Origin of the sequence: Pseudomonas sp., from assembly GCF_030690725.1 — a bacterium.
GTDB lineage: Bacteria > Pseudomonadota > Gammaproteobacteria > Pseudomonadales > Pseudomonadaceae > Aquipseudomonas.
The window spans coordinates 21,470-46,788 of sequence record NZ_JAUYGD010000029.1 but is presented as its reverse complement, the minus strand read 5'-3'; the positions used below and the strand labels follow the sequence as shown (position 1 = coordinate 46,788).

22 protein-coding genes are annotated in these 25,319 nt (G+C 59.8%); 15 read left to right on the top strand and 7 right to left on the bottom strand.

What is annotated here, in order from left to right; all coding sequences use genetic code 11:
* Nucleotides 1-5: 5 nt before the first annotated feature.
* A complete protein-coding gene (locus Q8O69_RS05395; RefSeq protein ID WP_305590184.1) occupies nucleotides 6-1,154 on the top strand; it encodes a MalM family protein in 1,149 nt (382 codons plus the stop codon).
* Nucleotides 1,155-1,218: 64 nt separating this feature from the next.
* Here Q8O69_RS05395 and Q8O69_RS05390 read toward each other — a convergent pair whose 3' ends face one another.
* Genes Q8O69_RS05390 through Q8O69_RS05380 form a run of 3 tightly spaced genes read right to left on the bottom strand, consistent with a single transcriptional unit; the run spans nucleotide 1,219 to nucleotide 4,290 of the window.
* Nucleotides 1,219-2,205: an alpha-L-glutamate ligase-like protein gene (locus tag Q8O69_RS05390; RefSeq protein ID WP_305590182.1), complete on the bottom strand. Its 987-nt coding sequence runs from the start codon at nucleotides 2,203-2,205 to the stop codon at nucleotides 1,219-1,221.
* 4 nt (nucleotides 2,206-2,209) lie between these two features.
* Entirely contained in the window at nucleotides 2,210-3,736 is a 1,527-nt protein-coding gene (locus tag Q8O69_RS05385) for an inactive transglutaminase family protein (RefSeq protein WP_305590180.1), read from the bottom strand.
* 5 nt (nucleotides 3,737-3,741) lie between these two features.
* Nucleotides 3,742-4,290, bottom strand: a complete 549-nt coding sequence (locus Q8O69_RS05380; RefSeq protein ID WP_275962574.1) for an ATP-dependent zinc protease — start codon at nucleotides 4,288-4,290, stop codon at nucleotides 3,742-3,744.
* A 302-nt stretch (nucleotides 4,291-4,592) separates the two neighbouring features.
* On the opposite strand from Q8O69_RS05380, the gene Q8O69_RS05375 reads away from it, so the two are divergent.
* From Q8O69_RS05375 to prpF, 5 genes are all read left to right on the top strand, one after another.
* Nucleotides 4,593-5,348, top strand: a complete 756-nt coding sequence (locus Q8O69_RS05375) for a GntR family transcriptional regulator (RefSeq protein WP_305590177.1) — start codon at nucleotides 4,593-4,595, stop codon at nucleotides 5,346-5,348.
* A complete protein-coding gene (gene prpB, locus Q8O69_RS05370; RefSeq protein WP_275962576.1) occupies nucleotides 5,345-6,229 on the top strand; it encodes a methylisocitrate lyase in 885 nt (294 codons plus the stop codon). Before Q8O69_RS05375 ends, prpB begins: the two co-directional genes overlap by 4 nt.
* 68 nt (nucleotides 6,230-6,297) lie before the next feature.
* Nucleotides 6,298-7,458: a 2-methylcitrate synthase gene (gene prpC, locus Q8O69_RS05365; RefSeq protein WP_305590174.1), complete on the top strand. Its 1,161-nt coding sequence runs from the start codon at nucleotides 6,298-6,300 to the stop codon at nucleotides 7,456-7,458.
* A gap of 11 nt (nucleotides 7,459-7,469) precedes the next feature.
* Entirely contained in the window at nucleotides 7,470-10,079 is a 2,610-nt protein-coding gene (gene acnD, locus Q8O69_RS05360) for a Fe/S-dependent 2-methylisocitrate dehydratase AcnD (RefSeq protein ID WP_305590225.1), read from the top strand.
* A 47-nt stretch (nucleotides 10,080-10,126) separates the two neighbouring features.
* Nucleotides 10,127-11,314 carry a 2-methylaconitate cis-trans isomerase PrpF gene (prpF, locus tag Q8O69_RS05355; protein WP_305590172.1) on the top strand — a complete coding sequence of 396 codons (1,188 nt, stop codon included), beginning with the start codon at nucleotides 10,127-10,129 and terminating at the stop codon, nucleotides 11,312-11,314.
* A 66-nt stretch (nucleotides 11,315-11,380) separates the two neighbouring features.
* On the opposite strand, the gene Q8O69_RS05350 is transcribed toward prpF, so the two are convergent.
* Nucleotides 11,381-12,199: a pyruvate, water dikinase regulatory protein gene (locus tag Q8O69_RS05350; protein ID WP_275962579.1), complete on the bottom strand. Its 819-nt coding sequence runs from the start codon at nucleotides 12,197-12,199 to the stop codon at nucleotides 11,381-11,383.
* Between the two features lie 198 nt (nucleotides 12,200-12,397).
* On the opposite strand from Q8O69_RS05350, the gene ppsA reads away from it, so the two are divergent.
* The 9 genes from ppsA to Q8O69_RS05305 all read left to right on the top strand — a co-directional run bounded on the left by ppsA (nucleotide 12,398) and on the right by Q8O69_RS05305 (nucleotide 20,676).
* Nucleotides 12,398-14,773, top strand: coding sequence for a phosphoenolpyruvate synthase (gene ppsA / locus Q8O69_RS05345; RefSeq protein ID WP_305590170.1), 2,376 nt, complete (start codon nucleotides 12,398-12,400; stop codon nucleotides 14,771-14,773).
* A 140-nt stretch (nucleotides 14,774-14,913) separates the two neighbouring features.
* Nucleotides 14,914-15,921, top strand: a complete 1,008-nt coding sequence (locus Q8O69_RS05340) for an alpha/beta fold hydrolase (protein ID WP_305590168.1) — start codon at nucleotides 14,914-14,916, stop codon at nucleotides 15,919-15,921.
* 49 nt (nucleotides 15,922-15,970) lie between these two features.
* On the top strand, nucleotides 15,971-16,270 hold the full coding sequence (locus tag Q8O69_RS05335; protein WP_305590166.1) for a Rieske (2Fe-2S) protein: 300 nt from the start codon (nucleotides 15,971-15,973) through the stop codon (nucleotides 16,268-16,270).
* Nucleotides 16,271-16,300: 30 nt separating this feature from the next.
* On the top strand, nucleotides 16,301-16,789 hold the full coding sequence (rraA, locus tag Q8O69_RS05330; protein WP_305590164.1) for a ribonuclease E activity regulator RraA: 489 nt from the start codon (nucleotides 16,301-16,303) through the stop codon (nucleotides 16,787-16,789).
* A 20-nt stretch (nucleotides 16,790-16,809) separates the two neighbouring features.
* Nucleotides 16,810-17,805, top strand: a complete 996-nt coding sequence (locus tag Q8O69_RS05325; RefSeq protein ID WP_305590162.1) for a zinc transporter ZntB — start codon at nucleotides 16,810-16,812, stop codon at nucleotides 17,803-17,805.
* Between the two features lie 54 nt (nucleotides 17,806-17,859).
* A complete protein-coding gene (locus tag Q8O69_RS05320; RefSeq protein WP_108488145.1) occupies nucleotides 17,860-18,105 on the top strand; it encodes a CrfX protein in 246 nt (81 codons plus the stop codon).
* 2 nt (nucleotides 18,106-18,107) lie between these two features.
* A complete protein-coding gene (locus Q8O69_RS05315; RefSeq protein ID WP_160014145.1) occupies nucleotides 18,108-18,923 on the top strand; it encodes a mechanosensitive ion channel domain-containing protein in 816 nt (271 codons plus the stop codon).
* 88 nt (nucleotides 18,924-19,011) lie between these two features.
* Entirely contained in the window at nucleotides 19,012-19,611 is a 600-nt protein-coding gene (sigX, locus tag Q8O69_RS05310; protein ID WP_275962586.1) for an RNA polymerase sigma factor SigX, read from the top strand.
* Nucleotides 19,612-19,710: 99 nt separating this feature from the next.
* The gene (locus Q8O69_RS05305; protein WP_275962587.1) at nucleotides 19,711-20,676 is read left to right on the top strand and encodes an OmpA family protein; all 966 of its coding nucleotides are present in this window, start codon (nucleotides 19,711-19,713) and stop codon (nucleotides 20,674-20,676) included.
* A 139-nt stretch (nucleotides 20,677-20,815) separates the two neighbouring features.
* Here the strand turns inward: Q8O69_RS05305 and cobA are convergent, their stop codons facing one another.
* The 3 genes from cobA to Q8O69_RS05290 form a co-directional block, all read right to left on the bottom strand.
* Nucleotides 20,816-21,553, bottom strand: a complete 738-nt coding sequence (cobA, locus tag Q8O69_RS05300) for a uroporphyrinogen-III C-methyltransferase (protein ID WP_305590159.1) — start codon at nucleotides 21,551-21,553, stop codon at nucleotides 20,816-20,818.
* Between the two features lie 284 nt (nucleotides 21,554-21,837).
* On the bottom strand, nucleotides 21,838-23,505 hold the full coding sequence (locus tag Q8O69_RS05295; protein WP_305590157.1) for a bifunctional protein-serine/threonine kinase/phosphatase: 1,668 nt from the start codon (nucleotides 23,503-23,505) through the stop codon (nucleotides 21,838-21,840).
* 208 nt (nucleotides 23,506-23,713) lie between these two features.
* Entirely contained in the window at nucleotides 23,714-24,925 is a 1,212-nt protein-coding gene (locus tag Q8O69_RS05290) for a NarK/NasA family nitrate transporter (protein ID WP_305590155.1), read from the bottom strand.
* Nucleotides 24,926-25,319 lie beyond the last annotated feature (394 nt).

Here is a 25,319-nt window from a genome sequence, read left to right as displayed (position 1 = left end):
CTGCCATGCGCATTGTGCTGATGCTGATAGGGTTTTTGGTGGCCGCGCAGGCCAGCGCCAGTGGCCGCTACCTGACCTGGGTCGATGACCAGGGGCGGGTGCACAACAGCTTTGTCGACAACCGCTACACGGCTCATCAGCGCGCTGCTGCCGGCAATATCCAGCGCAGCGATCAGGCGCGGTTGAATGAAGGTGAGGCAGCGGTCTGGCCTGGCAGCAAGAGCAGTGGCGAGAGTAAGCGGCGCTATTTCACCTGGGTGGATGCCAGCGGCAATCTGCAGAACAGCTTCTATGCCGGGCAGCAGGTGCAAGCCGGCGGTAATGAAATTCTTCTGGGTACGGGTGAGCGCTCCAGCGCCTACATCAGCTCGGACGTACTGGAAGGGCGCGACTTTGCTCGTGATGAGCAGGATGGTCGCTATTTCACCTGGGTCGACGAGCAGGGGCGTATGCGCAACTCCAAGGTGCCGGCAAAAGGTGCGACGCCACCAACCCCAACCTTGCACAATGTGCCGCTTACCCAAGGTCGCGAAATTACCTTTGACGCCAAGCCGCAAGCCTTGCCGGGGCTGGATGGGCAACCCACTGCTGCGATGCAGGCCTTGTTGGCCGGAACCGAGGCAAAAAGCGGAGGGCGCTATCAGGAATTGGTCGAGCGGTGTTGTGGGCAACTGGCTGAGGGTGATTTCACCCCCCTCAGCGCCGATGAGCCACGCTATGAAGAGCTAAATCGCTTTTCCCCCAGCCTGGATTTCCCCATGGGCAAGAGCTACTACGCTGCCCTGAAACTGCCACGCTCGCAGTACGACTTCGGTTTGCGCATTCGTAGCTTTGCCAACAAGCAGGTGGCCTATCCGTCCTTGCTGTTCCTCGATCAAGCCAAGCAGCCAACGCGTCTGGTCAGCGATGCGGTGTACCGGCTGCATGCGGAAACCTGGTATCGCTATGCCTTTATCGAAGGCACTGTGCCGGTGAGAGCTGCTGCGGGTGAGCACTATGTGCTGCTGTTGACCACGGATGAGGATCGCAGCCTGCAAACCTTGGATAACAAACCCTTCAAACGCCCCTTGCAGGCGCTAGCGCTCGATGAGGCGGGTATGCAGAGCCACGCCCACAGCGATGAAGGCGCGTTTGAACTGGCGATTGTGCGTTAGCGACGCCATAAAGCAGTTATAAAAAATCCCGGAAAAGTCCGGGATTTTTTAGTCATAGGATCAATCAGATCTGCGCAATCGAGACGTGACCAAACAGCTCTTGCGAGAAGCGCATGCGCTCTTCGGCGGTTTCGACTATGCCTTTTTTCTGCAGTTCGGCGATGCGCGCTTCGACGGCGTGGGCGCGGTGGGTGAGACCGCAGTCGTTGGCGATCTGGATATTCAGGCCGGGGCGGGCGTTGAGTTCGAGAATCAACGGGCCTTTGTCCTGGTCCAGCACCATGTCCACGCCGATATAGCCCAGACCGCACAGCTCGTAGCAGCCGGCGGCGAGCTTCATAAAGCCGTCCCAGTTTGGCAGTTGCACACCGTCCACCGCGTTGGTGGTGTCCGGGTGCTTGCTGATCTTGTTGTTCAGCCAGGTGCCGCGCAGGGTCACGCCGGTGGCCAGGTCCACGCCGACACCGATGGCGCCTTGGTGCAGGTTGGCTTTGCCGCCGGACTGGCGAGTTGGCAGGCGCAGCATGGCCATGATCGGATAGCCCATCAGCACAATAATGCGGATGTCCGGTACGCCTTCGTAGCTGATGCTTTTGAAGATCTGGTCCGGGGTGACGCGGTATTCGATCAGCGCGCGATCCCGGTGGCCGCCCAGGGAGTAGAGGCCCGTGAGGATGCTGGAGATCTGATGCTCGATCTCCTCGTGGCTGATGATCTTGCCCGAGACGGTCTTGTACTTGTCTTCGAAGCGATCCGCGATCACCAGGATGCCGTCACCGCCGGCACCCTGCGCCGGCTTGACCACGAAGTCCGGGCGATCACCAATGATTTCGCGCAGGTTGTCGATGCCTTTTTCGGTATCGATGATGCCGTACATTTCCGGCACATCGATACCCGCCTCGATGGCGCGCATCTTGGTGATGATCTTGTCATCGACAATCGGATACAGGTGCCGTTTGTTGTACTTCAGCACGTAGTCCGCGTTACGCCGATTGATGCCCATGATGCCTTTGGCTTCCAGGGCTTTCCACGTCTTGATCAGACCGAACATGGCATTAGTCCTTGAGGAAGGCTTTGAAGCGGAACAGTTCGGTCAGGCGGTAGCCACGGTAGCGACCCATCGCCAGCATAAAGCCAACCAGAATCATCAGCACGGCCGGGAAGGTGAAGATGAAGTAGTTCAGCTCCGGCACGCTCATCAGCAGGTGCGCCAGGGTGGCAGCGAACAGGGTGCCTATAGCCACTTTAAAGGCATGGCCACCGCCGCGCTCTTCCCAGGTGATCGACAGGCGTTCGATGGTCATGGTCAGAATCACCATCGGGAACAGTGCCACCGACAGGCCACGCTCAAGGCCGAGCTTGTGACTGAACAGGCTGATGACGGCGATCAGTACCACGACGAAGGTCAGCACCACCGATAGCCTTGGCAGCATCTGTAGCTTCAGGTGTTCGAGGTAGGAACGTAGCGACAGGCCCAGGGCCGTGATCACGGTAAACAGGATAATGCCGAAGCCCAGCTGGGTTTCACGGAAGGCCAGGGCGATCAGTACCGGAGTGAAGGTGCCGAGGGTCTGCAAACCGCCGAGGTTACGTAGGATCAGGATCACCAATACGCCAATCGGGATCATCACCATGATCATAAAGGTCTGCTGAGTCTGCAGCGGCAGGCCATACAGGCTGTATTCGAGGAAGTCGGCGTCGGTGTTTTCGTCGGTCAGCTTGGCCAGGCGAATGGCGTTCATTTCGCTGTTGTTCAGGCTGAAGCTGACTTGCGCCTGCTTGCCGCCTTCCAGTGTGATCAGGCTGTCATCACCGATCCACCAGACCAGGCGATCAACTGGCATGCCTTGCTCGCCGCTTTCCGGGTTGAAGTACAGCCATTTCTCACCGTTGAAACTGCGCAGCCAGAGTTCTGGGCTTTGCTGGATATCGGCCGCCAGGCGAATGGTGTGCACGCGCTCCATCGGTACGTGGGCGATGGACAGCAGCAGCTCGATGGCTTTGGCTTTGTTTGGCGTTGAGGCATCGCCGGCTAGCAGCAGTTTGACGTTGTCGTCATTGCTGTTGTTGACGCGCTTGATGGTCTCACTGATAAAGGTTTCGACGTCCGCCGAATGCTGACGAATCGGCGCGAGCAGGGCTTCGGCGGCAATCTTCTCGGGGCCTTCGACCGGGATGCTGTCGCGGAAAATCGGCCCTTTGGGCTTGGCTTGTTCACCGCTGTAACGCTTGGTCAGTACCAGGCGGTAGTAGAGGGTCTGCTTGCCACTGGCGCGACGTGCCGACCAGGTGACTTTGCGGTTGCCGTCGGCGCGGTTGATGCTCACGCCGTAGTTATTCGAGATAAAGCTCTCATTCAGGCTGACGTAGTCCTGGGCCAGCGGCGGCACGAACATCTGCAGCTTGACCGGCTCGCGTGGATTGGCCTGGAACTCGACTTTGGCGTCGATGTTCCACAGATCATCAGTCTCGTCTTCGGTCATCGGAATGCCGAGGATGAAAATCTGATAAGCCGTAATCAGAATGCCCAAACTCACCAGGAGTATGACCAGGACTTTCAGATGGAGGTTAAGAGAGCGCATGGGATTTACTCATCAAGGGCGGCGCCAAGGTTTGCGTCAGGGGCACAAGCAGGCTTGCCTGCTGCGTATTTAAGACTCGGGTCGACCAAGGCCGAAAAGTGTTTAAGTGCTTCGGAGCCTATCAACAACGGGTATTGGAAAGCACTGCGGTCGGTCAAGTTCACTTCAATTGTGCGCAGGGCCTTGCCCATGCAGATATCCATTTCGATCACGGGGCGTGCGGTATAGGTTTTTTCTTCTTCTGGATCATAGTCGCCCGCGCGCCGTTTGATCTTGCTGATGCGCGCCAGCGGGCGTTCGATGGGGCTGCTGTGCGCCTCGTCGATGGCCAAATAAAAGCGTACCCAGGTTTCGCCATCGCGCTTGAAGCGCTTGATATCGCGAGCGCTGAGCGATGCGGTCTTGGCGCCGGTGTCGAGCTTGGCGGCAAGTTTCAGGTCGAGGTCGAATAGGCGGACGTATTCATTAAGCCCATAGACTGTCTTCTCCGCGGCGAAACTCAGGCCGGGAGCAAGTAGCAGGCATAGCAGCGCGATGGAGGGCTTTAGTGTCATAAGTCCTGAATATGGTGTTGATGATGGGTCGAGCAGATGCCGGTTGCGCGTGTTGCAGTTGGCGCACCTGGGCTTGGAGTCTAGCAGGCAGTCATAAATTCCACTGCAAGCCTTGAGCGGGCGGCATTCTACCATGGACTTTTTCAGTCGTGACAGGCGCTTATAGGCGTTTATGCAAGTAAGGTCGCGGCTGCAGGCGACTAAAGTAGTGCCGCAAACTGTCAACAATGTTTGCGGTTTGTTTGACAGTTATCTCGTGCAGGCGTAATTTTCAGGCACTTAATCTATGCAGTGTCGACAATATGCTTGATGTAATTGAGTCGCTCGAGTCCAGTCAGGAAGACTCGGAAACCCTGTCTGAACAGGTTTTTCGGCGTATTCAGGCAGCTATCGTCAAGGGCGAGATTGCCCCGGGTAGCAAGATTTCCGAGCCTGAACTGGCGCGCACCTACGGCATTAGCCGTGGCCCGCTGCGCGAGGCGATTCACCGCCTGGAAGGTCAGCGTCTGCTGGTGCGGGTGCCGCATATCGGCGCGCGGGTGGTGTCGCTCAGCCATGCCGAGCTGATCGAACTCTATGAGATTCGTGAGTCGCTGGAAGGTATGGCCTGTCGCCTGGCTGCCGAGCGCATGACCCAGGCGGAAATCGATGAGCTGCGTGCGGTGCTCGACCTGCATGAGCAGGACGCCGCCTTCAAGGCCGGTGTTGGCTACTACCAGCAGGAAGGCGACTTCGACTTTCACTACCGGATCATTCAGGGCAGCGGCAACAAGACCCTGACCCAGATGCTCTGTGGCGAGCTTTACCAGTTGGTGCGTATGTATCGCCTGCAGTTCTCCGCTACGCCCAATCGACCGCACCAGGCGTTCGCCGAACACCACCGCATTCTCGATGCCATTGCCGACCGTGATGGCGAGCTGGCCGAGTTGCTGATGCGCCGGCATATCGGCGCCTCCAAACGCAATATCGAGCGCCACTATTCCATGAGTGCCGCCAGCGCCATGAGCATGGGGCAGGGCGCGCATCCCAAGACAGCCAAAACCCGAGGTGAGTCATGAGCTTGAAGAGTCCAGGCCAGCGTTTCCGCGATGCCGTTGCTGAAGAGCATCCGCTGCAAGTCATTGGTGCGATCAACGCCAACCATGCATTGCTGGCCAAACGCGCCGGTTTCAAGGCGATCTACCTGTCCGGTGGCGGCGTGGCGGCGGGTTCGCTCGGCTTGCCGGACCTGGGCATCACCGGGCTGGACGATGTACTCACCGACGTACGCCGCATCACCGACGTCTGCGACCTGCCGTTGCTGGTGGATGTCGACACCGGTTTCGGCGCCTCGGCGTTTAACGTGGCGCGCACCGTCAAGTCGATGATCAAGTTTGGTGCGGCGGCGATTCATATCGAAGATCAGGTTGGTGCCAAGCGCTGCGGTCATCGCCCTAATAAGGAGATCGTCACTCAGCAGGAGATGGTTGACCGCATCAAAGCGGCCGTCGATGCGCGTACCGATGACAGCTTTGTGATCATGGCGCGTACCGATGCCCTGGCGGTTGAAGGCCTGAACTCGGCGCTGGACCGCGCGGCGGCCTGTGTCGAGGCCGGTGCCGACATGATCTTCCCGGAAGCTATCACCGAATTGGCGATGTACAAGACCTTCGCCGACCGAGTGAAAGCGCCAATTCTGGCCAATATCACCGAATTCGGTGCCACGCCGCTGTACACCACCGAAGAGCTGGCTGCGGTAGATGTCGGCCTGGTGTTGTACCCGCTGTCGGCCTTCCGTGCGATGAACAAGGCGGCCGAAAACGTCTATATGGCGGTACGCCGCGACGGTACGCAGAAGAATGTGGTCGACACCATGCAAACCCGCATGGAGCTGTACGAGCGCATCAATTACCACGCCTTCGAGCAGAGCCTCGACGCGCTGTTTGCCGCGAAAAAATAACCGGAACCCAGGTTTTAGCCGCCTGCTTAAAAGAACGACCGACCGGATCGGATGAGGAGAGACAAGCGATGAGTGCGACCCCAGAAACCACCCCAGGCTTCAAGCCGAAAAAATCCGTAGCCCTGAGCGGCACAGCCGCCGGTAATACCGCGCTGTGCACGGTCGGCCGTACTGGCAACGACCTGCACTACCGCGGCTATGACGTGCTGGATTTTGCCAACCGCTGCGACTTCGAAGAAATCGCTCACCTGCTGGTGCACGGCAAGCTGCCCAATGTGGCCGAACTGGCCGGTTACAAGGCCAAACTCAAGGCGCTGCGTGGGTTGCCGGCGGCGCTGAAGGTCTCGCTCGAACAACTGCCGCCGTCCGCCCACCCGATGGATGTGATGCGCACCGCCGTATCCGTGCTGGGCTGCGTGTCGCCGGAGAAGGACGACCACAACCATCCGGGCGCCCGTGACATCGCCGACAAGCTGATGGCTTCGCTGGGTTCCGCGTTGCTCTACTGGTATCACTTCAGCCATAACGGCAAGCGCATCGAGGTGGAAACCGACGACGATTCGATTGGTGGTCACTTCCTCCACCTGCTGCACGGTGAGAAGCCGCGCGAGTCCTGGGTGCGCGCCATGCATACCTCGCTCAACCTGTACGCCGAGCACGAATTTAATGCCTCCACCTTCACCTCGCGGGTGATCGCCGGCACCGGTTCGGATATGTACAGCTGCATCGCCGGTGGCATCGGCGCGCTGCGTGGCCCGAAGCACGGCGGCGCCAACGAAGTGGCCTTCGAGATTCAGAAGCGCTACGACAATGCCGATGAAGCCGAGGCCGATATCCGCGCGCGCGTCGAGAAGAAGGAAGTGGTAATCGGCTTCGGTCACCCGGTCTACACCGTGAGCGATCCGCGTAACAAGGTGATCAAGGATGTGGCCCGCGAGCTGTCGGTAGAGCAGGGCAATATGAAGATGTACGACATTGCCGAACGCTTGGAATCGACCATGTGGGAAATCAAGAAAATGTTCCCCAACCTCGATTGGTTCAGCGCCGTCAGCTACCACATGATGGGCGTGCCCACCGCCATGTTCACCCCGCTGTTTGTGATTGCGCGCACCTCGGGCTGGTCCAGCCATGTGATTGAACAACGCATCGACGGCAAGATCATCCGTCCGAGCGCCAACTACACAGGCCCTGAAGACCTGAAGTTTGTGCCGCTCAAGGATCGCCCGTAACCATGAACAGCATGAATACTCAGTACCGCAAGTCTCTACCCGGCACGGCGCTGGACTACTTCGACACCCGCGAGGCGGTCGATGCCATCGCCCCTGGCGCCTACGCCAAGTTGCCCTACGTATCCCGCGTGCTGGCTGAGCAGCTGGTGCGCCGCTGTGAGCCAGCCGCGCTGACCGATTCACTCAAGCAGTTGATCGAGCGCAAGCAGGACCTGGATTTTCCTTGGTACCCGGCTCGCGTGGTCTGCCACGACATCCTCGGGCAGACCGCACTGGTCGATCTGGCCGGCCTGCGTGATGCCATCGCCGAGAAGGGTGGTGATCCGTCCAAGGTCAACCCGGTAGTGCCGACCCAGCTGATTGTCGACCACTCCCTGGCCGTGGAAGCGCCGGGCTTCGACCCGGATGCCTTTGCCAAGAACCGCGCCATCGAAGACCGTCGCAACGAGGACCGTTTCCACTTTATCGAGTGGACCAAGACCGCGTTCAAGAACGTCGACGTGATCCCGGCCGGTAACGGCATCATGCACCAGATCAACCTGGAGAAAATGAGCCCGGTGATCCAGTCGCGCGACGGCATAGCCTTCCCGGACACCTGCGTGGGCACCGACTCGCACACCCCGCACGTCGATGCCCTGGGCGTGATCGCCATTGGCGTCGGCGGCCTGGAAGCGGAAACCGTGATGCTCGGCCTGCCGTCGATGATGCGCCTGCCCGACATCGTCGGCGTGCGGCTCACTGGCAAGCGCCAGCCTGGCATTACCGCCACCGATATCGTCCTGGCCATCACCGAATTCTTGCGCAAGGAACGCGTGGTCGGTGCCTGGGTCGAGTTCTTCGGCGCGGGTGCGGATAGCCTGTCAATCGGCGACCGCGCGACCATTTCCAACATGTGCCCGGAATACGGCGCCACTGCCTCGATGTTCTACATCGACCAGCAAACCATCGATTACCTCAAGCTCACCGGTCGTGAGCCGGAGCAGATCGAGCTGGTAGAGAACTACGCCAAGACCACCGGTCTGTGGGCCGATGCGCTGGTGACCGCCGAGTACGAGCGCGTGCTCGAATTCGATCTGAGCACAGTAGTGCGCAATATGGCTGGCCCGTCCAACCCGCACCGCCGCCTGCCGACTTCGGCGCTGGCCGAGCGAGGTATCTCCGACGAAGCCAAGCTGCAATCCGGCAAGGTCGAGGAAGCCGAGGGCCTGATGCCCGATGGCGCGGTGATCATCGCCGCCATCACCAGCTGCACCAACACGTCCAACCCGCGCAACGTGGTGGCAGCCGGGCTGCTGGCGAAAAAGGCCAACGAGCTGGGGCTGCTGCGCAAACCGTGGGTCAAGACCTCTTTCGCCCCGGGCTCCAAGGTCGCCAAGCTGTACCTGGAAGATGCCGGTCTGCTGTCGGAGCTGGAAAAGCTCGGCTTCGGCATCGTCGGCTACGCCTGCACCACCTGTAACGGCATGTCCGGTGCGCTGGATCCGCTGATCCAGCAGGAAATCATCGACCGCGATCTGTATGCCACTGCGGTACTGTCCGGCAACCGTAACTTCGACGGCCGTATCCACCCCTACGCCAAGCAGGCCTTCCTGGCCTCGCCGCCGCTGGTGGTGGCCTACGCCATCGCCGGTACCGTGCGCTTTGATATCGAGCAGGACGTGCTCGGTACTGACAAGAACGGTAACCCGATCACCCTGAAGGACCTGTGGCCGAGCGACGAGGAAATCGACGCTATCGTTGCCGCCTCGGTGAAGCCGGAACAGTTCAAGCAGATCTACATCCCGATGTTTGATCTGGGCACTATTGAGGAAGCCGAAAGCCCGCTGTACGACTGGCGCCCGATGAGCACCTATATCCGTCGCCCGCCGTACTGGGAAGGCGCGCTGGCCGGTGAGCGCACGCTCAAGGGCATGCTGCCGCTGGCGATCCTGCCGGACAACATCACCACCGACCACCTGTCGCCGTCCAACGCGATCCAGATGAACTCGGCCGCCGGTGAATACCTGCACAAGATGGGCCTGCCGGAAGAGGACTTCAACTCCTACGCCACCCACCGTGGCGACCACCTGACGGCGCAGCGTGCGACGTTCGCCAACAAAGAGCTGGTCAATGAAATGGCCGTTGTTGACGGTGCGGTGAAGAAGGGTTCGCTGGCGCGCGTCGAGCCGGAAGGCAAGGTCATGCGCATGTGGGAAGCAATCGAAACCTACATGAACCGCAAGCAGAACCTGATCATCGTTGCCGGTGCTGACTACGGTCAGGGCAGCTCGCGTGACTGGGCGGCCAAGGGCGTGCGTTTGGCGGGTGTGGAGGTGATCGTTGCCGAAGGGTTCGAGCGTATTCACCGCACCAACCTGGTTGGCATGGGCGTGCTGCCGGTCGAGTTCAAACCGGGTACTACCCGCCTGACCCTCGGCCTCGACGGCACTGAGACTTACGACATTCAGGGCGATGTGTCGCCACGCTGCGAGCTGACCCTGGTGGTCAATCGCCGCAATGGTGATGTGGTCAAAGTGCCGGTGATCTGCCGTCTGGACACTGCGGCCGAAGTGCATGTGTACAAGGCCGGTGGCGTGCTGCAGCGTTTCGCCCAGGACTTCCTCGAGTCGACCCAGGGCTGATCCACCACCGGGGCGGCAACGCCCCGGTCTTTTTTCAGGAGCGCGTTATGGCTTATCCAGCCCAGATCAAGATTGCCGCCACCTATATGCGTGGCGGCACCAGCAAGGGCGTGTTCTTCCGCCTGCAGGACCTGCCGCCAAGCTGCCAGGTGCCGGGCGCTGCGCGCGACACGCTGTTTATGCGGGTTATCGGCAGCCCAGATCCCTATGCCGCGCAGATCGACGGCATGGGCGGCGCAACGTCCTCGACCTCCAAGTGCGTGATTCTATCCAAGAGCAGTCAGGCGGATCACGACGTTGACTACCTCTATGGCCAGGTCTCTATCGACAAGGCCTTTGTCGACTGGAGCGGCAACTGCGGCAACCTGTCCACCGGTGCCGGAGCCTTTGCCATTCATGCCGGTTTGCTTGACCCCGCGCGTATCCCGGAGAACGGCGTGTGCGTGGTGCGGATCTGGCAGGCGAATATCCAGAAAACCATCATCGCCCATGTGCCGGTCAGCAATGGCCAGGTACAGGAAATCGGCGACTTCGAGCTGGATGGGGTGACCTTTCCGGCGGCCGAAATCGTGCTGGAGTTCCTCGATCCGTCCGATGACGGCGAAGAGGGTGGTTCGATGTTTCCCACGGGTAATCTGGTTGATGACTTGGTGGTGCCAGGTGTCGGTACTTTCAAGGCGACCATGATCACTGCCGGTATTCCGACCGTATTCGTCAATGCCGAAGACATTGGCTACAGCGGCACTGAGCTGCGCGAGCAGATCAACGGTGACCCTGAGCAGTTGGCGCGTTTCGAGAAAATTCGCGTGGCCGGCGCCTTGCGCATGGGCTTGATCAAGAAGTCGGAAGAGGCGGCCACCCGCCAGCACACGCCGAAAATCGCCTTTGTCGCCAAACCCAAGGATTACGTTTCATCCAGCGGTAAAATGGTGCAGGCCGCTGAAGTCGATCTGCTGGTGCGCGCGCTGTCCATGGGCAAGCTGCACCACGCGATGATGGGCACTTGCGCAGTCGCCATCGGCACGGCAGCGGCGATTCCCGGCACCTTGGTCAATCTGGCGGCCGGCGGCAGCGCGCGCGAAGCGGTGCGTTTTGGCCATCCATCCGGCACGTTACGCGTTGGTGCGCAGGCGGCGCTGGTTGATGGCCAGTGGACGGTGACCAAGGCGATCATGAGTCGCAGCGCGCGAATCTTGATGGAAGGTTGGGTGCGCGTGCCGGGCGATATTTTGTAGGCTTATAAATGAGAAAAGGCTCGAAGTGTTCGAGCCTTTTCTTTTCGCTTCAATGGGTTGTATGGGTTACTTGAGACGGCGCTCAACACCTTTTTCAACCAGAATCTTGGCCGAAATTTCTTCAACCGAAAAATGGGTGGAATTGATAAAGGCGATATTTTCACGGCGGAACAGGTTTTCCACCTCGCGTACTTCAAATTCACACTGGGCGAAACTGGCGTAGCGGCTGTTGGGCTTGCGTTCGTGGCGGATGGCGGTGAGGCGATCCGGGTCGATGGTCAGGCCAAACAGTTTGTCTTTGTACTTTTTCAGGGAGGCTGGTAGCTGCAGGCGCTCCATATCGTCTTCGGTCAGCGGGTAATTTGCGGCACGAATGCCGTATTGCATGGCCATATACAAGCAGGTGGGCGTTTTGCCGCAACGCGAGACGCCAACCAGGATCAGATCGGCCTTGTCGTAGTAGTGGGTGCGCGCGCCGTCGTCGTTGTCCAGGGCGAAGTTGACCGCCTCGATACGCTCCATGTAATTGGAGTTGTGGCCAATGGAATGGGACTTGCCGACCGAGTACGAGGAGTGCGAGGTCAGCTCCTGCTCCAGCGGGGCGAGGAAGGTCGAGAAAATGTCGATCATAAAACCATCGGATTCGGCCAGGATGTCGCGAATGTCCTGATTGACGATGGTGTCGAAGATGATCGGTCGCGCGCCGTCTTTCTCTGCGGCGGTGTTGATTTGTTGTACCATTGCGCGCGCTTTTTCCACGCTGTCGATGTAAGGGCGCGTGAGTTTGGTGAAGTCGATGGTTTCAAACTGTGCCAGCAGACTTTGGCCCAGGGTTTCGGCGGTTATGCCGGTGCCATCGGAGATGAAAAAAGCGGTTCGTTTCATTTGCACCATGGGCCTTAAGCTGAGGACGAATCTTGGCTATCATAGGCCCGCCTTTGCAGGGCCGATCTGGCCGGCATTGTTACTTATTTTCCAGGGCCAGGCCACAATCGTGCGGGCATGTATGCCGCCGAGCTTCCCAGCCCCTAGAGAGCCTTGAACGGGTTCTGAGCTTTTCCAACATTTAGTGGAGAGATCACCTTGGTAGAGTACGTAGTTTCCCTCGATAAGCTCGGCAATCACGATGTTGAGCACGTAGGGGGCAAGAACGCCTCCCTGGGCGAGATGATCAGCAACCTTGCCGGTGCCGGAGTTTCGGTGCCTGGCGGTTTCGCCACTACGGCCCAGGCCTACCGGGACTTTCTCGAACTGAGCGGCCTGAACGAGCAGATCCATGCCGCGCTGGATGCCCTTGACGTTGATGACGTTAACGCCCTGGCCAAGACCGGCGCGCAGATCCGCCAGTGGGTGATGGATGCGGCTTTCCCCGAAGAGTTGAACGCCCAGATCCGCACCGCCTTCGCCGAAATGGCCGGCGGTAACGACAATATGGCCGTTGCCGTGCGTTCTTCGGCCACCGCCGAAGACCTGCCAGACGCCTCCTTTGCCGGCCAGCAAGAAACCTTCCTGAACATTCGCGGCGTGGAAAACGTGATCCGCGCGGCCAAAGAGGTATTCGCCTCGCTGTTCAACGACCGCGCCATCGCTTACCGCGTTCACCAGGGCTTCGACCATAAATTGGTCGCCCTGTCTGCTGGCGTGCAGCGCATGGTGCGTTCGGAAACCGGCACTGCCGGCGTGATGTTCACCCTCGACACCGAATCGGGCTTCCGTGACGTGGTGTTTATCACCGGCGCCTATGGCCTCGGCGAAACCGTGGTGCAGGGTGCGGTCAACCCGGATGAATTCTATGTGCACAAGCAGACGCTGGAAGCCGGTCGCCCGGCGATTCTGCGCCGTAATCTGGGCAGCAAAGCCATCAAGATGATCTACGGCGACGAAGCCAAGGCCGGTAAATCGGTCAAGGTGGTCGATGTCGATCGCGCCGAACGTGCGCGCTTCTGCCTGAGTGATGCTGAGGTCAGCGAGCTGGCCAAGCAGGCGATGATCATCGAGAAGCACTACGGTCGCCCGATGGACATCGAGTGGGCCAAAGACGGTGATGACGGCAAGCTGTATATCGTTCAGGCGCGCCCTGAAACGGTGAAAAGCCGCACCAACGTCAATGTGATGGAGCGCTACCTGCTCAAGGAAACCGGCACCGTGCTGGTGGAAGGTCGCGCTATCGGTCAGAAGATCGGTGCAGGCCGCGTGCGGGTTATCCATGACGTGTCCGAGATGGACAAAGTCCAGCCCGGCGATGTTCTGGTCTCCGACATGACCGACCCGGATTGGGAGCCGGTAATGAAGCGCGCCAGCGCCATCGTCACCAACCGTGGCGGGCGTACCTGTCACGCGGCAATCATCGCCCGTGAGCTGGGTATCCCGGCGGTAGTCGGCTGCGGCAACGCCACCCAGGTGCTGAAAGACGGCATGGGTGTGACAGTTTCATGCGCCGAGGGCGACACCGGCTTTATCTTCGAAGGCGAGCTGGGCTTCGATATCCGCAAGAATTCGGTCGATGCCATGCCCGAGCTGCCGTTCAAGATCATGATGAACGTCGGTAACCCCGACCGCGCCTTCGACTTCGCCCAGCTGCCCAACGAAGGTGTTGGCCTGGCGCGCCTGGAATTCATCATCAACCGCATGATCGGCGTGCACCCTAAAGCGCTGCTGAACTTCGCCGGCCTGCCGCCGGAGATCAAGGACAGCGTCGAGAAGCGCATCGCCGGTTACGACGATCCAGTCAATTTCTACGTCGAGAAACTGGTCGAGGGCATCAGCACCCTGGCTGCGGCGTTCTGGCCGAAGAAGGTCATCGTGCGCCTGTCGGACTTCAAGTCCAACGAATACGCCAACCTGATCGGCGGCAAGCTGTACGAGCCGGAAGAAGAGAACCCGATGCTGGGCTTCCGTGGCGCTTCGCGTTACATCAGCGAATCGTTCCGCGACTGCTTCGAGCTGGAGTGCCGCGCGCTGAAGAAAGTGCGCAACGAGATGGGCCTGACCAACGTCGAGATCATGGTGCCCTTCGTGCGTACTCTGGGCGAAGCCAGCCAGGTGGTCGATCTGCTGGCTGCCAACGGCCTGGCCCGTGGTCAGGATGGCTTGAAGGTCATCATGATGTGCGAACTGCCATCCAACGCGATTCTGGCTGAAGAGTTCCTTGAGTTCTTCGACGGTTTCTCCATCGGTTCCAACGACCTGACCCAGCTGACCCTGGGCCTGGACCGTGACTCCGGCATCGTCGCGCACCTGTTCGATGAGCGTAACCCGGCGGTGAAGAAGCTGCTGAGCAACGCTATCCAGGCCTGTAACAAGGCCGGCAAGTACATCGGCATCTGCGGTCAGGGCCCGTCCGACCACCCGGATCTGGCGCGCTGGCTGATGGAGCAGGGCATCGAAAGCGTGTCGCTGAACCCGGATTCGGTGCTCGATACCTGGTTCTTCCTGGCCGAAGGTCAAGCGCCAGCCTGATAGCGCTTTAAAATCTCTATTCAAGGGCGGGTTGATCCTGCCCTTTTTTGTGGTCTGCCATCCCTGGCGACCACCCTTCGGGCCGTCGCGACGCGACGTCAAAAATTGCTCCCGGCAATTTTTTACACCAGAGCAAGAAGATGCAAAGCAGCAGTGAGCTTTTCCCCGTCGCCTTGATCAGTGCGGAGTTGCGTGGTGATTTGAGCGAGGATGTCTACCGCCTCAAACCCGGCAACAGCCCGGACAGCAGTGTCGAACTGGCACTGACGCGTCTCGGCCGCGTCGGACATGAGCAGCATCGCGGCGTGCCGGTGATACTGATTCCCGGCAGTTTCTCCAACCGGCGTTTCTGGTATTCGCCCAAGTGCATTGGTTTGGGGCCTTACCTGGCGCGCGCCGGTTTTGATGTGTGGATCGCCGAAATGCGTGGCCATGGCCTGTCGCCGCGTAACCGCGACTATTCACGCAACACGGTCAGTGACTACGTGCGCTATGACCTGCCGGCGATTGCCGATTTTGTGTATGAGCAGAACCCGCAAAAGGCCCATTGGCTGGGCCATTCCCTTGGCGGGATCATTCTCGCCGGCGCGCTTGGCGGGCATTACCTGAGTGAAAGCAACGTTGCCTCTGGCGTGTTGTTTGGCAGCCAGGTCAGCCGGGTTTACTGGCCACTGAAGTTACCGCCACTGGAGTGGGGCAGCCGCTTGCTGCTCAAGCGTTTCTCGGTGATTTCCGGCTCGCGGTTCAAGCGCGGCCCTGAGGATGAACCGATTGGCCTGGCGGTCGAAAGCTTGCGTTGGCATGGCTTGTTCGGCCGTTTTGGCGATGCTGAGCGTGATTGGTGGGCAGGCCTGGCGGAGGTGCGTGTACCGGTTATGGCCGTGGCCGCGCTGGGTGATCATCAGGACCCGGCCTGGGCCTGCGAGAAGTTGCTCAAGCAATTCGGCTCGCCCCTGAGCGAGTTTCTCTGTCTAGGCAAAAAGCATGGCTTTAGCGGTGATTTCGGTCATGTCGAAATGCTCGTCAGTAAAGAAGCGCAGCGCGAGGTCTGGCCGCTGGTCGAGCAGTGGTTGCGCAAGAGCCCACAGGTGGCTGCAGAGCTGGAAAGCAGCGAGTTAGAGGGCAATAAAGCCGTTTCCGCTGAGTGAGCTTGCGGCTAGTATCGCGGTTCACGTTTGCCGCGAAGGCGCAGGTGCGATGTTTATTGCTCTTGAACGCTTGCTCAACCTGGATGACAGCTACCGGCAGGTTTTTCAGCTGCAGGGGCGTAGTCTGCTGTTGCTGGTGGTCGAAGGTCGTACCTTATTGCTGGAAAACCGCTGCCCCCATCAAGGTGCAGCGCTCGATAAAGCCAGCATCACCGCTGGTGTGCTGCGTTGCCCGCGGCACGGAATTGAGTTTGACCTGGCCAGTGGCCGCGCGCTGAATGCGCCCTGCGCCAGTCTTGTGTATTTGCCTGTGGCTTATGATGCGGACCGGGTCGGGATCGACCTGTAAGCACCCTCACACTATCCAAGGAGCTTTGCCATGCACTACATCACTCCCGATTTGTGCGACGCCTACCCGGAACTGGTCCAGGTGGTTGAGCCGATGTTCAGCAATTTCGGTGGTCGCGACTCTTTCGGCGGCGAGATCGTCACCGTCAAGTGCTTCGAGGACAACTCGCTGGTCAAGGAGCAGGTCGACCTTCCGGGTAAAGGCAAAGTGCTGGTGGTTGACGGTGGTGCTTCCATGCGCCGCGCACTGCTCGGTGACATGCTCGCCGAGAAAGCCGCGAAGAATGGCTGGGAAGGCATTGTGGTGTATGGCTGCGTGCGTGATGTCGACGTGCTGGCGCAGACTGATCTGGGCATCCAGGCCCTGGCCAGTCACCCGATGAAAACCGATAAGCGCGGTATCGGTGACCTCAATGTCGCGGTGACCTTTGGCGGCGTGACCTTCCGTCCGGGCGAGTTTGTTTATGCCGACAACAACGGCGTGATCATCTCGCCGTCTGCGCTGCAAATGCCGGAGTAGGGCGCTTGCAGGAAACCGTCATGCACGAAGGTGACAACGCGCAATGGGGCCTGGTGCACGCCTTTGTCCTTAATGGTCAGGGCGGCGCCCGCAGCATTGCCCGGCAGGAACTGCACGGTCTGGTGCTGGGCGAGCAGGAAAGCCTCTGGCTGCATTGGGATCGCAGCCACCCGCAGACGCATACCTGGCTGCGTACCGACAGTGGCCTGAGCGTTTTTGCCTGCGACCTGCTGTTGGAAGAAAACACCCGTCCGCGTTTGCTGGCGTTGCCTGAGCAGCAATTACTGCTGTTTCTGCGTGGGCTGAACCTCAATCCGGGCGCGGAGCCTGAGGACATGGTTTCGGTGCGCATTTTTGCTGATGCCCAGCGCGCGATCTCCCTGCGCTTGCGGCCGTTGCACGCAACCGAAGCCTTGATCGAGGACTTGCTGGCGGGCAGGGGGCCGAAAACCTCGGCTGAGCTGATCCTGCGTCTGGCGCATTACCTGACCGACAAGATCGAGCTGCTGGTCGGCGAGTTGTCCGAGCAAGTCGACGATCAGGAAGAGCGTGCCGATGCGCTGGAAAGTCAGGCGCCCGACCATGCCGCGCTGCTGCAAATTCGCCGGCGTGCCGCCAGCTTGCGGCGTTTTCTCTCGCCACAGCGCGATATCTACGGGCAGCTCACGGCCAGTGCCCAAGCCTGGCTGGTGGGCGCCGACAGCAGTTATTGGAACGAGCTGAATAACCGCCTGACGCGCTACCTCGAAGAGTTGGAGTTGAGCCGTGAACGGGTCAACCTGCTGCTTGAGGCGGAAAATCGGCGCATGGATGAGCGGATGAACCGCACCATGTACCGCTTCGGCATCATTACCGGGATTTTCCTGCCGATGAGTTTTCTCACCGGCCTGCTCGGCATCAATGTCGGCGGTATTCCGGGTTCGGAAAGCCCCCATGGCTTTCTTCTTGCCTGTTCGCTGATGGCCGCCGTGGCGCTGGTGCAGTGGCTGCTGTTTCGTCGCTTGCGCTGGATCTGATGTGACTTGCCCGGTACTCGTCTCGTCTAGCCGACACATCCTGTGAGGTGCGCCATGCACGATCCCTTTGAAGAATCACTGCGCGATTTGCTCAAGTCGCCCACCTCAAGTCACGACGATGACGCTTGTCTGCATCGCGTGCTGAAAACCGCCAACCGTCAGGTCGGTGCAGGCGATCTGTTTGCCCTTATGGGGCACTGGGCCGGCGCACTGATGCTGGCACTGAATAACGGCTCGGCGCATGTGGCGCCGGTCTCGCGCCGTAAAACCACCGAATCAACTGTTAATAAGGCTGACTGAGCATGGAATTTACTCAAGTTCTGGTTGACGCGATGGCCAGCGTTTGGACCCCGATTGCCGCCTTTATCCCGCGTCTGTTTGGCGCCATGGTGGTGGTACTGCTGGGTTTTGTGGTGGCCAAGTTCCTCGACACGCTGCTGTCGAAATTGCTCGGCAAGATCGGTCTGGATCGCCTGATGGCTGGTACGGGCCTGACCAAGCTGCTGAGCCGCGCCGGCATTCAGGTGCCGGTGTCGACCCTGATCGGCAAGATCGTCTACTGGTTCGTGCTGTTGATCTTCCTGGTTACGGCCGCCGAATCCCTAGGGCTGGAGCGGGTTTCCGCAACCCTTGATGTGCTGGCCTTGTACCTGCCAAAAGTCTTCGGTGCCGCCCTGGTGCTGCTCGCGGGCGTGTTGCTGGCGCAACTGGTCAGCGGCCTGGTGCGCGGCGCCGCAGAAGGTGTCGGGCTGGATTATGCAAGCGGGCTGGGGCGCGTGGCTCAGGGGCTGGTGATCATCATCAGTATCTCGGTGGCGATCGGTCAGCTTGAAGTGAAAACCGACCTGCTCAACAACGTGATCGCCATTGTGCTGATCTCGGTGGGTCTGGCGGTCGCCCTGGCGCTGGGCCTGGGCAGCCGGGATATTGCCAGCCAGATTCTGGCCGGTATTTATGTACGCGAGTTGTATGAGGTTGGGCAACAAGTACAGGTTGGTGCGGTCGAAGGGCAGATCGAGGAAATCGGCACGGTCAAAACCACGTTGCTGACGGAAGCCGGCGAGCTGGTTTCAGTGGCCAACCGTACCTTGCTCGAGCAGCAGGTAAGCAGCCGCTAAGGCTAATCCCTGTTATTGTATGCGGCCAATCCGCAGCCTGATTTGCAGGCTGCGCTGGCTTATGTCCTGACTGTCGGCCCGACTCGTTTTGAATAAAGCCCACTCTGCGTCTCTGCGTTACGACCCCCGCGAACTCTCGGACGAAGAGTTGGTGGCGCGTGCCCATGACGAGTTATTTCACATAACCCGCGCTTATGAAGAGCTGATGCGTCGTTACCAGCGCACGTTATTCAACGTGTGTGCGCGTTATTTGGGTAACGACCGCGATGCTGACGATGTTTGTCAGGAGGTCATGCTCAAGGTCTTATATGGCCTAAAGAACTTTGAGGGTAAATCTAAGTTCAAAACCTGGTTGTACAGCATTACTTACAACGAATGTATTACTCAATATCGCAAAGAACGGCGTAAACGCCGTCTTATTGACGCCTTAAGTTTGGACCCGCTTGAAGAAGCGTCCGAAGAAAAGGCGCCAAAGCCTGAAGATAAGGCCGGTCTTGATCGTTGGTTGGTGCACGTCAATCCGATTGATCGAGAAATTCTGGTGCTACGTTTTGTCGCAGAACTGGAGTTCCAGGAGATTGCCGACATTATGCACATGGGCCTGAGTGCCACGAAAATGCGCTATAAACGCGCACTCGATCGTCTGCGCGATAAATTTTCCGATAGCACTGAAACTTATCTTGAATAAACCCGTCATAGCTAGCGGTTAATTCTGTTAGAATAGCCGGCTGAGTTGTCTTGTGTCTGTCAGACAACTTACTGACCACCAAGATAGGGAACATTAGTAATGAAATTGAAAAACACTTTAGGCGTTGTCATTGGCTCGCTGCTGGCCACATCCTCCCTCAGCGTTCTGGCTCAGGGTCAAGGCGCTGTCGAAGTGGAGGGTTTTGCTAAGAAGGAAATGTTCGACAGCGCCCGTGACTTCAAAAACAACGGCAACCTGTTCGGCGGTAGCATCGGCTACTACCTGACTGACGACGTTGAACTGCGCCTGGCCTACGACGAAGTGCACAACGCTCGTGGCGAAGACGGCCGCAACATCAAGGGCTCTAACACCGCTCTGGATGCTCTGTACCACTTCAACAACGCTGGCGACGCACTGCGTCCTTACGTTTCGGCAGGCTTCTCTGATCAGAGCATCGGCCAGTCCGGTCGCGGTGGTCGTAACGGCTCCACCTTCGCCAACATCGGCGGCGGCGCCAAGTACTACTTCACTGAAAACTTCTACGCCCGTGCTGGCGTTGAAGCTCAGTACAACATCGACCAGGGCGACACCGAGTGGGCTCCAAGCGTCGGTATCGGCATGAACTTCGGTGGCGGCAGCAAGCCGGCTCCAGTTGTTGTCGCTGCTGTTGAGCCGACTCCTGAGCCAGTAGCTGCTGAAGAGCCGATGGAACTGGTTCGCGTTGAGCTGGACGTTAAGTTCGACTTCGACAAAGCCAGCGTTAAAGAAGAAAGCTACGGCGACATCAAGAACCTGGCTGACTTCATGAAGCAGTACCCACAGACCACCACCGTGGTTGAAGGTCACACTGACTCCAAAGGCAGCGATGCCTACAACCAGAACCTGTCCGAGCGTCGTGCAAGCGCTGTTCGTGACGTGCTGGTCAACCAGTACGGTGTAGACGCTGCTCGCGTTAACGCTGCTGGCTACGGCGAAGCTCGTCCGGTTGCTGACAACGCTACCGACGCTGGCCGCGCTGTTAACCGCCGCGTAGAAGCTGAAGTAGAAGCTCAGATCAAGCAGTAATCGATCTGGCTGTATAGAAAACCCGGCTTCGGCCGGGTTTTTCTTTATGGCATGCCATCCTGGGCAGCCATAAAGAAAAACCCGCGCAAAAAAAGCCCGCTGGTGGCGGGCAAGGGGAACTTCGCGGAGCGCGAAGCGGTTAGGCGCTGATAGCAGCGAGCTGCATATTCGGTTGCGCGGCGACTTCACCGATTACCAGAATGGCCGGGCTTTTCAGTTGGAAGTCGTGAGCGGCTTGCTGCATGGCTGCAAGGCTGCTGCGGCACTCGCGCTGCTGTGGCAGCGAAGCGTTTTCGATCATGGCCACCGGCATGTCGGCGCGCATGCCGCCTGCCAGCAGGCTTTCGCGGATTTCCGGCAGCTTGGCCACGCCCATATACACCACCAGGGTGGTGCCACTCTGGGCCAGGGCTGGCCAGTTCAGGCTGCTGTCGTCTTGGGTATGTGCGGTAACCAGGGTTACCCCGCGTGCTACGCCGCGCAGGGTCAGAGGGATGCCACAATTGGTCGCGCCGGCCAGGCCTGCGGTGATGCCGTTGACCATTTCCACCTCGATACCGTGCTCGTTCAGCCAGTCGGCTTCTTCGCTGCCACGGCCGAAGATGCAGGGATCGCCGCCTTTGAGGCGCACCACGCATTTGCCCTGGCGCGCATAACGCAGCATCAGGCGGTGGATAAACGCTTGCGGGGTTGAACGGCAACCGCCGCGTTTACCGACCGACATGATCCGCGCGTTGCGGCAATGCTCCAGTACGGCGGGGTTGACCAGGTCATCAATCATTACGATCTCGGCCTGGTTCAGGGCTTTAACCGCCTTGAGGGTCAGCAGCTCTGGGTCACCGGGGCCAGCGCCTACCAGCCAGACTTTTGCGCTCATATTGATCTCCTCGGGCCTTGTGTATATTGGATGGCTGGAAACAAAAAAGGCGTCCCGCTAGTCACCTAGCGAGGACGCCTTTGTCCAAGTCCCGTTCTATCGGGAAGTACAGCCTGCTTCGTTGAGGCCGCGCTTTATTAAATTGTGCATCTAGCAATGCAGAACTTGTGCCAACTTTCTTAGTAGCATTTTTCAAGGCTTATCAGTTGCTTACGGTCGATTTGTGATGCATGTACGCACCTTTTTAACGCGCCTTGCGCCATATTGGTGCGTGGTCTTTGGCTTTAGCGCAACAGCCCGATCAGTAGCAGCAGATTCAGCAGCAGGGAAAACAATGCCACGCTGCGCCAGACCAGCAGCGGTTCGCGCTCCAGCAACGGGCGTGGCCGGCTGCTAAGGGATTTACGTTCCGCCTGCTCTAAAGTTAGTAGCCATTCTTCGGCGGTTTCATAGCGCTGTTTCGGTTCGGCGTTAAGGGCACGGTTGAGGCTGTCGTCGACCCAGTTGGGCAAATCTGGCCGGTAGCGGCTGGCTGGGGTCGGTTGACCGAAGCGCGGATGCTGGAAGGCTTCAATTTCGCCATAGGGGTAATGCCCGGTGAGCAGAAAATACAGCGCAACGCCTGCGCTGTAGAGATCCTGTTGTGGGCTGGGTGCTGCGCCGGTAAAGGCTTCCGGGGCGATATAGCTGGGAGTGCCGGGCAGTTCGCAGGCTTCATCACGGGTCAGGCCGGGGCAGTAGGCCAGGCCGAAATCCAGCACGCGCAGCTCGCCGTCATCGCCCCACAGCAGGTTTTCCGGCTTGATATCACGGTGCAGGATATTGCGTCGGTGCAGCATACCGAGGGCCTTGATCAGCCGCGGGGCGATGTCCAGCCATTCCGGCAGGCCCAGCGGGCCGCTTAGGCGCAGGTGCTCGGCCAGGGTTTGCCCGGCGTATTCGCGTTGCACGTAATACAGATGCTGACGCTGCGGCAGCGGATGCACTTCGGCGAAGAAGCGTCCGGCCACGCGGCGCAGAAACCATTCTTCAAGCAACAGCGCGGGGCCGGCGTGCGGCTCATCGTTGCGGTTGGGCGGCAGGGTTTTCAGCAGCCAGCGCCGCGTCTGGGCATCGCGCACCCGATACACCAGTGATTGGCGCGATTCGGCCAGCAGTCGCTCGACCTGCCAGCCTTCGAAGTTCTGCCCTTCACGCAGTTTGGCCGGCAGTGGCCAGTGCTGCAGTTGCGCCAGGGTGTCGGCTAGATCACTTTGCGGCAATGCCTCGACGCGCAGCAGCAGGGCGCTGGCGTTGTCCTGGCTGCCGGCCAGGTGCGCGGCATTGACCAGTGCACGGCTGGCGGCGGGGAGATCCTGCTCATCGTGGAGGATGCGCTGAATGCCCGCATCGCCCAGGGTGGCCCAGATACCGTCGCTGACCAGCACAAAGCATTCACCCTGGCGCAGCTCGCCATCCAGGTAGTCCATCACCAGGTGCTGATCCAGGCCCATGGCGCGTTTGAGCACATGCTGCATGCCGGGTTGTTCCCACACATGGTCTTCGCTGAGGCGCTCGAGCGTGCCGTTCAGCCAGCGATAGGCCCGGCAATCACCGACGTGCGCCAGGGTGAAACGCCGCCCGCGCAGGATCAGCGCGCTCAGGGTGGTCAGCAACGGCTGGCCACCGCCATTGGCTTGTAACCAGCGGTTATGCGCGACCAGTACGCGGTCCAGCGATTGGGTGACTGCCCAGGTTTCTGGGGTGGAGTAGTAATCCAGGGCCAGCGCCTGCAGGGTGGCGCGCGCCGCCAGACCGCCGTCGGCGCATTGGCTGACGCCATCGGCGAGGGCGAACAGGTAGCCCTTGCTGGCTGCCAGCGCCGGAGCCGGGGTGACCACGCGAATGGCGTCCTGATTTTCGCTGCGTGGGCCGGTGGCGCTGGCTTCGCCGAAGGTCAGTTGCAAGGCCATGCAGAGGTTCCTGGGAAGGCGGCTGAAGAAGCGCTGAGGCAAAGGCGAGGCTGGTGAGGCAGCTAAGGAGAGCCGCTGCCGACTTCTCCCGCCTTTCCTGACCAGTGCAATAAGCGCTGCCAGTCAGCCTCGCCTTTGCCTCAGTGCTCCAATAATGAATGGCTACAGGGTGGATGAACCGAACGTCATCCACCCTGCACTTTTGTTATTACACCCTAGCGGCGGTCACTGCTGCGCTGCCCCAGGTGGTGCGCCAGCGCAGCTTGACTCCATAGAGGCCGAACCAGGCGAGCACGCCGAGGCTGGCGAACAGCCATAAGCCGAGCTGGTAATCACCGGTCTGCTGCTTGATGGTGCCCAGGCCAGCGGCGAGGAGGAAGCCGCCGATGCCGCCGGCCATGCCGATCAGTCCGGTCATTACGCCGATTTCCTTGCGAAAGCGCTGCGGCACCAGTTGGAACACTGCGCCGTTACCTGCGCCGAGGCCGAGCATGGCGGTGACGAACAGGGTCAGTGCGGCGGCCGAGCTTTCCAGGTTGAAGCCCACTGCGGCAATGCTCAAGGAGGCCAGGGTGTACATCATCAGCAGCGAGCGGATGCCGCCAATACGGTCGGCCAGTGCGCCGCCGAGTGGTCGCATCAGGCTGCCGGCGCAGACGCAGGCGGCGGTGTAGTAGCCGGCAGTCACCGGGCTCAGGCCGTACTGGTCGTTGAAGTAACCGGGCAGGGCGCTGGCCAGGCCGATAAAGCCGCCGAAGGTCACGCTGTAGAAAAACATAAACCACCAGCTGTCGCGGTCACCCAGGGCTTTCAGGTAATCGGCCAGGGCTTTTGGCTTGGGCCGCTCGGGGGCGTTTTTGGCCATCAGGGCGAAGATCAGCAGGGTTGCCAGCAGCGGGATCAGCGCCCAGCCGAAGACGTTCTGCCAGCCGAACAGTGCCGCCAAACCCGGCGCAAACAGCGCAGCCAGCACAGTGCCGGAGTTGCCCGCACCGGCAATGCCCATGGCCTTGCCCTGATGCTGCGGCGGATACCACTGCGAGGCCAGCGGCAGAGCAACGGCAAACGCGGCACCGGCAAAGCCGAGGAACAGGCCGAGCAGTAAAGCATGCTCATAGCTGCTGATGCCGATCTGCCAGGCGCAGAACAGCGCCACGATGACGATTACCTGGCCAATCAGGCCGGCGCTCTTGGGCGACAGACGATCAGCCAGAAAACCCATCAGCAAACGCAGCACGGCGCCGGCGAGAATTGGCGTGGCGACCATCAGGCCGCGCTGTTGCGCCGTCAGGTCGAGATCGGTGGCGATCTGCACAGCCAGTGGGCCGAGCACGTACCAGACCATAAAGCTCAGGTCGAAATACAGAAACGCGGCGAACAAGGTTGGGGCGTGGCCGGATTTCCAGAAACTTGTATTCATCGAAAACCTCATTCAGCAAAAAAGGGTCCCGGTGGGGTGCGGTACGCCATGGTCGTGGACACGGCGGCCACAACCCATCGGGGAGGTGGTGTACTTGTGGTACGCCACCCTGAGGCCGAAGCCACAGCTGGGTTGAGAGAGTTACTAGCGCAAGCCCTGGATCGCAGGGCAGGTGCCAGCCCCAAACGCTGGGGCGTAAAACGCAAAACGCCGCATAAGCCGAACGCCTTGGGGCGTGGTTTATGCGACGTCTTTGTCGTTTGTTGAGCAGCCGCCATTGGCTACCTGTAACAGGGCTATAGCAAGAGCTGCGCCAACCGGGTAATCCACGGTTTTACGGGGCTTTCAGCTGTTGGATAGCTGCGGCTGTGCTGCAAAAGGAGGCGTTAGTGAA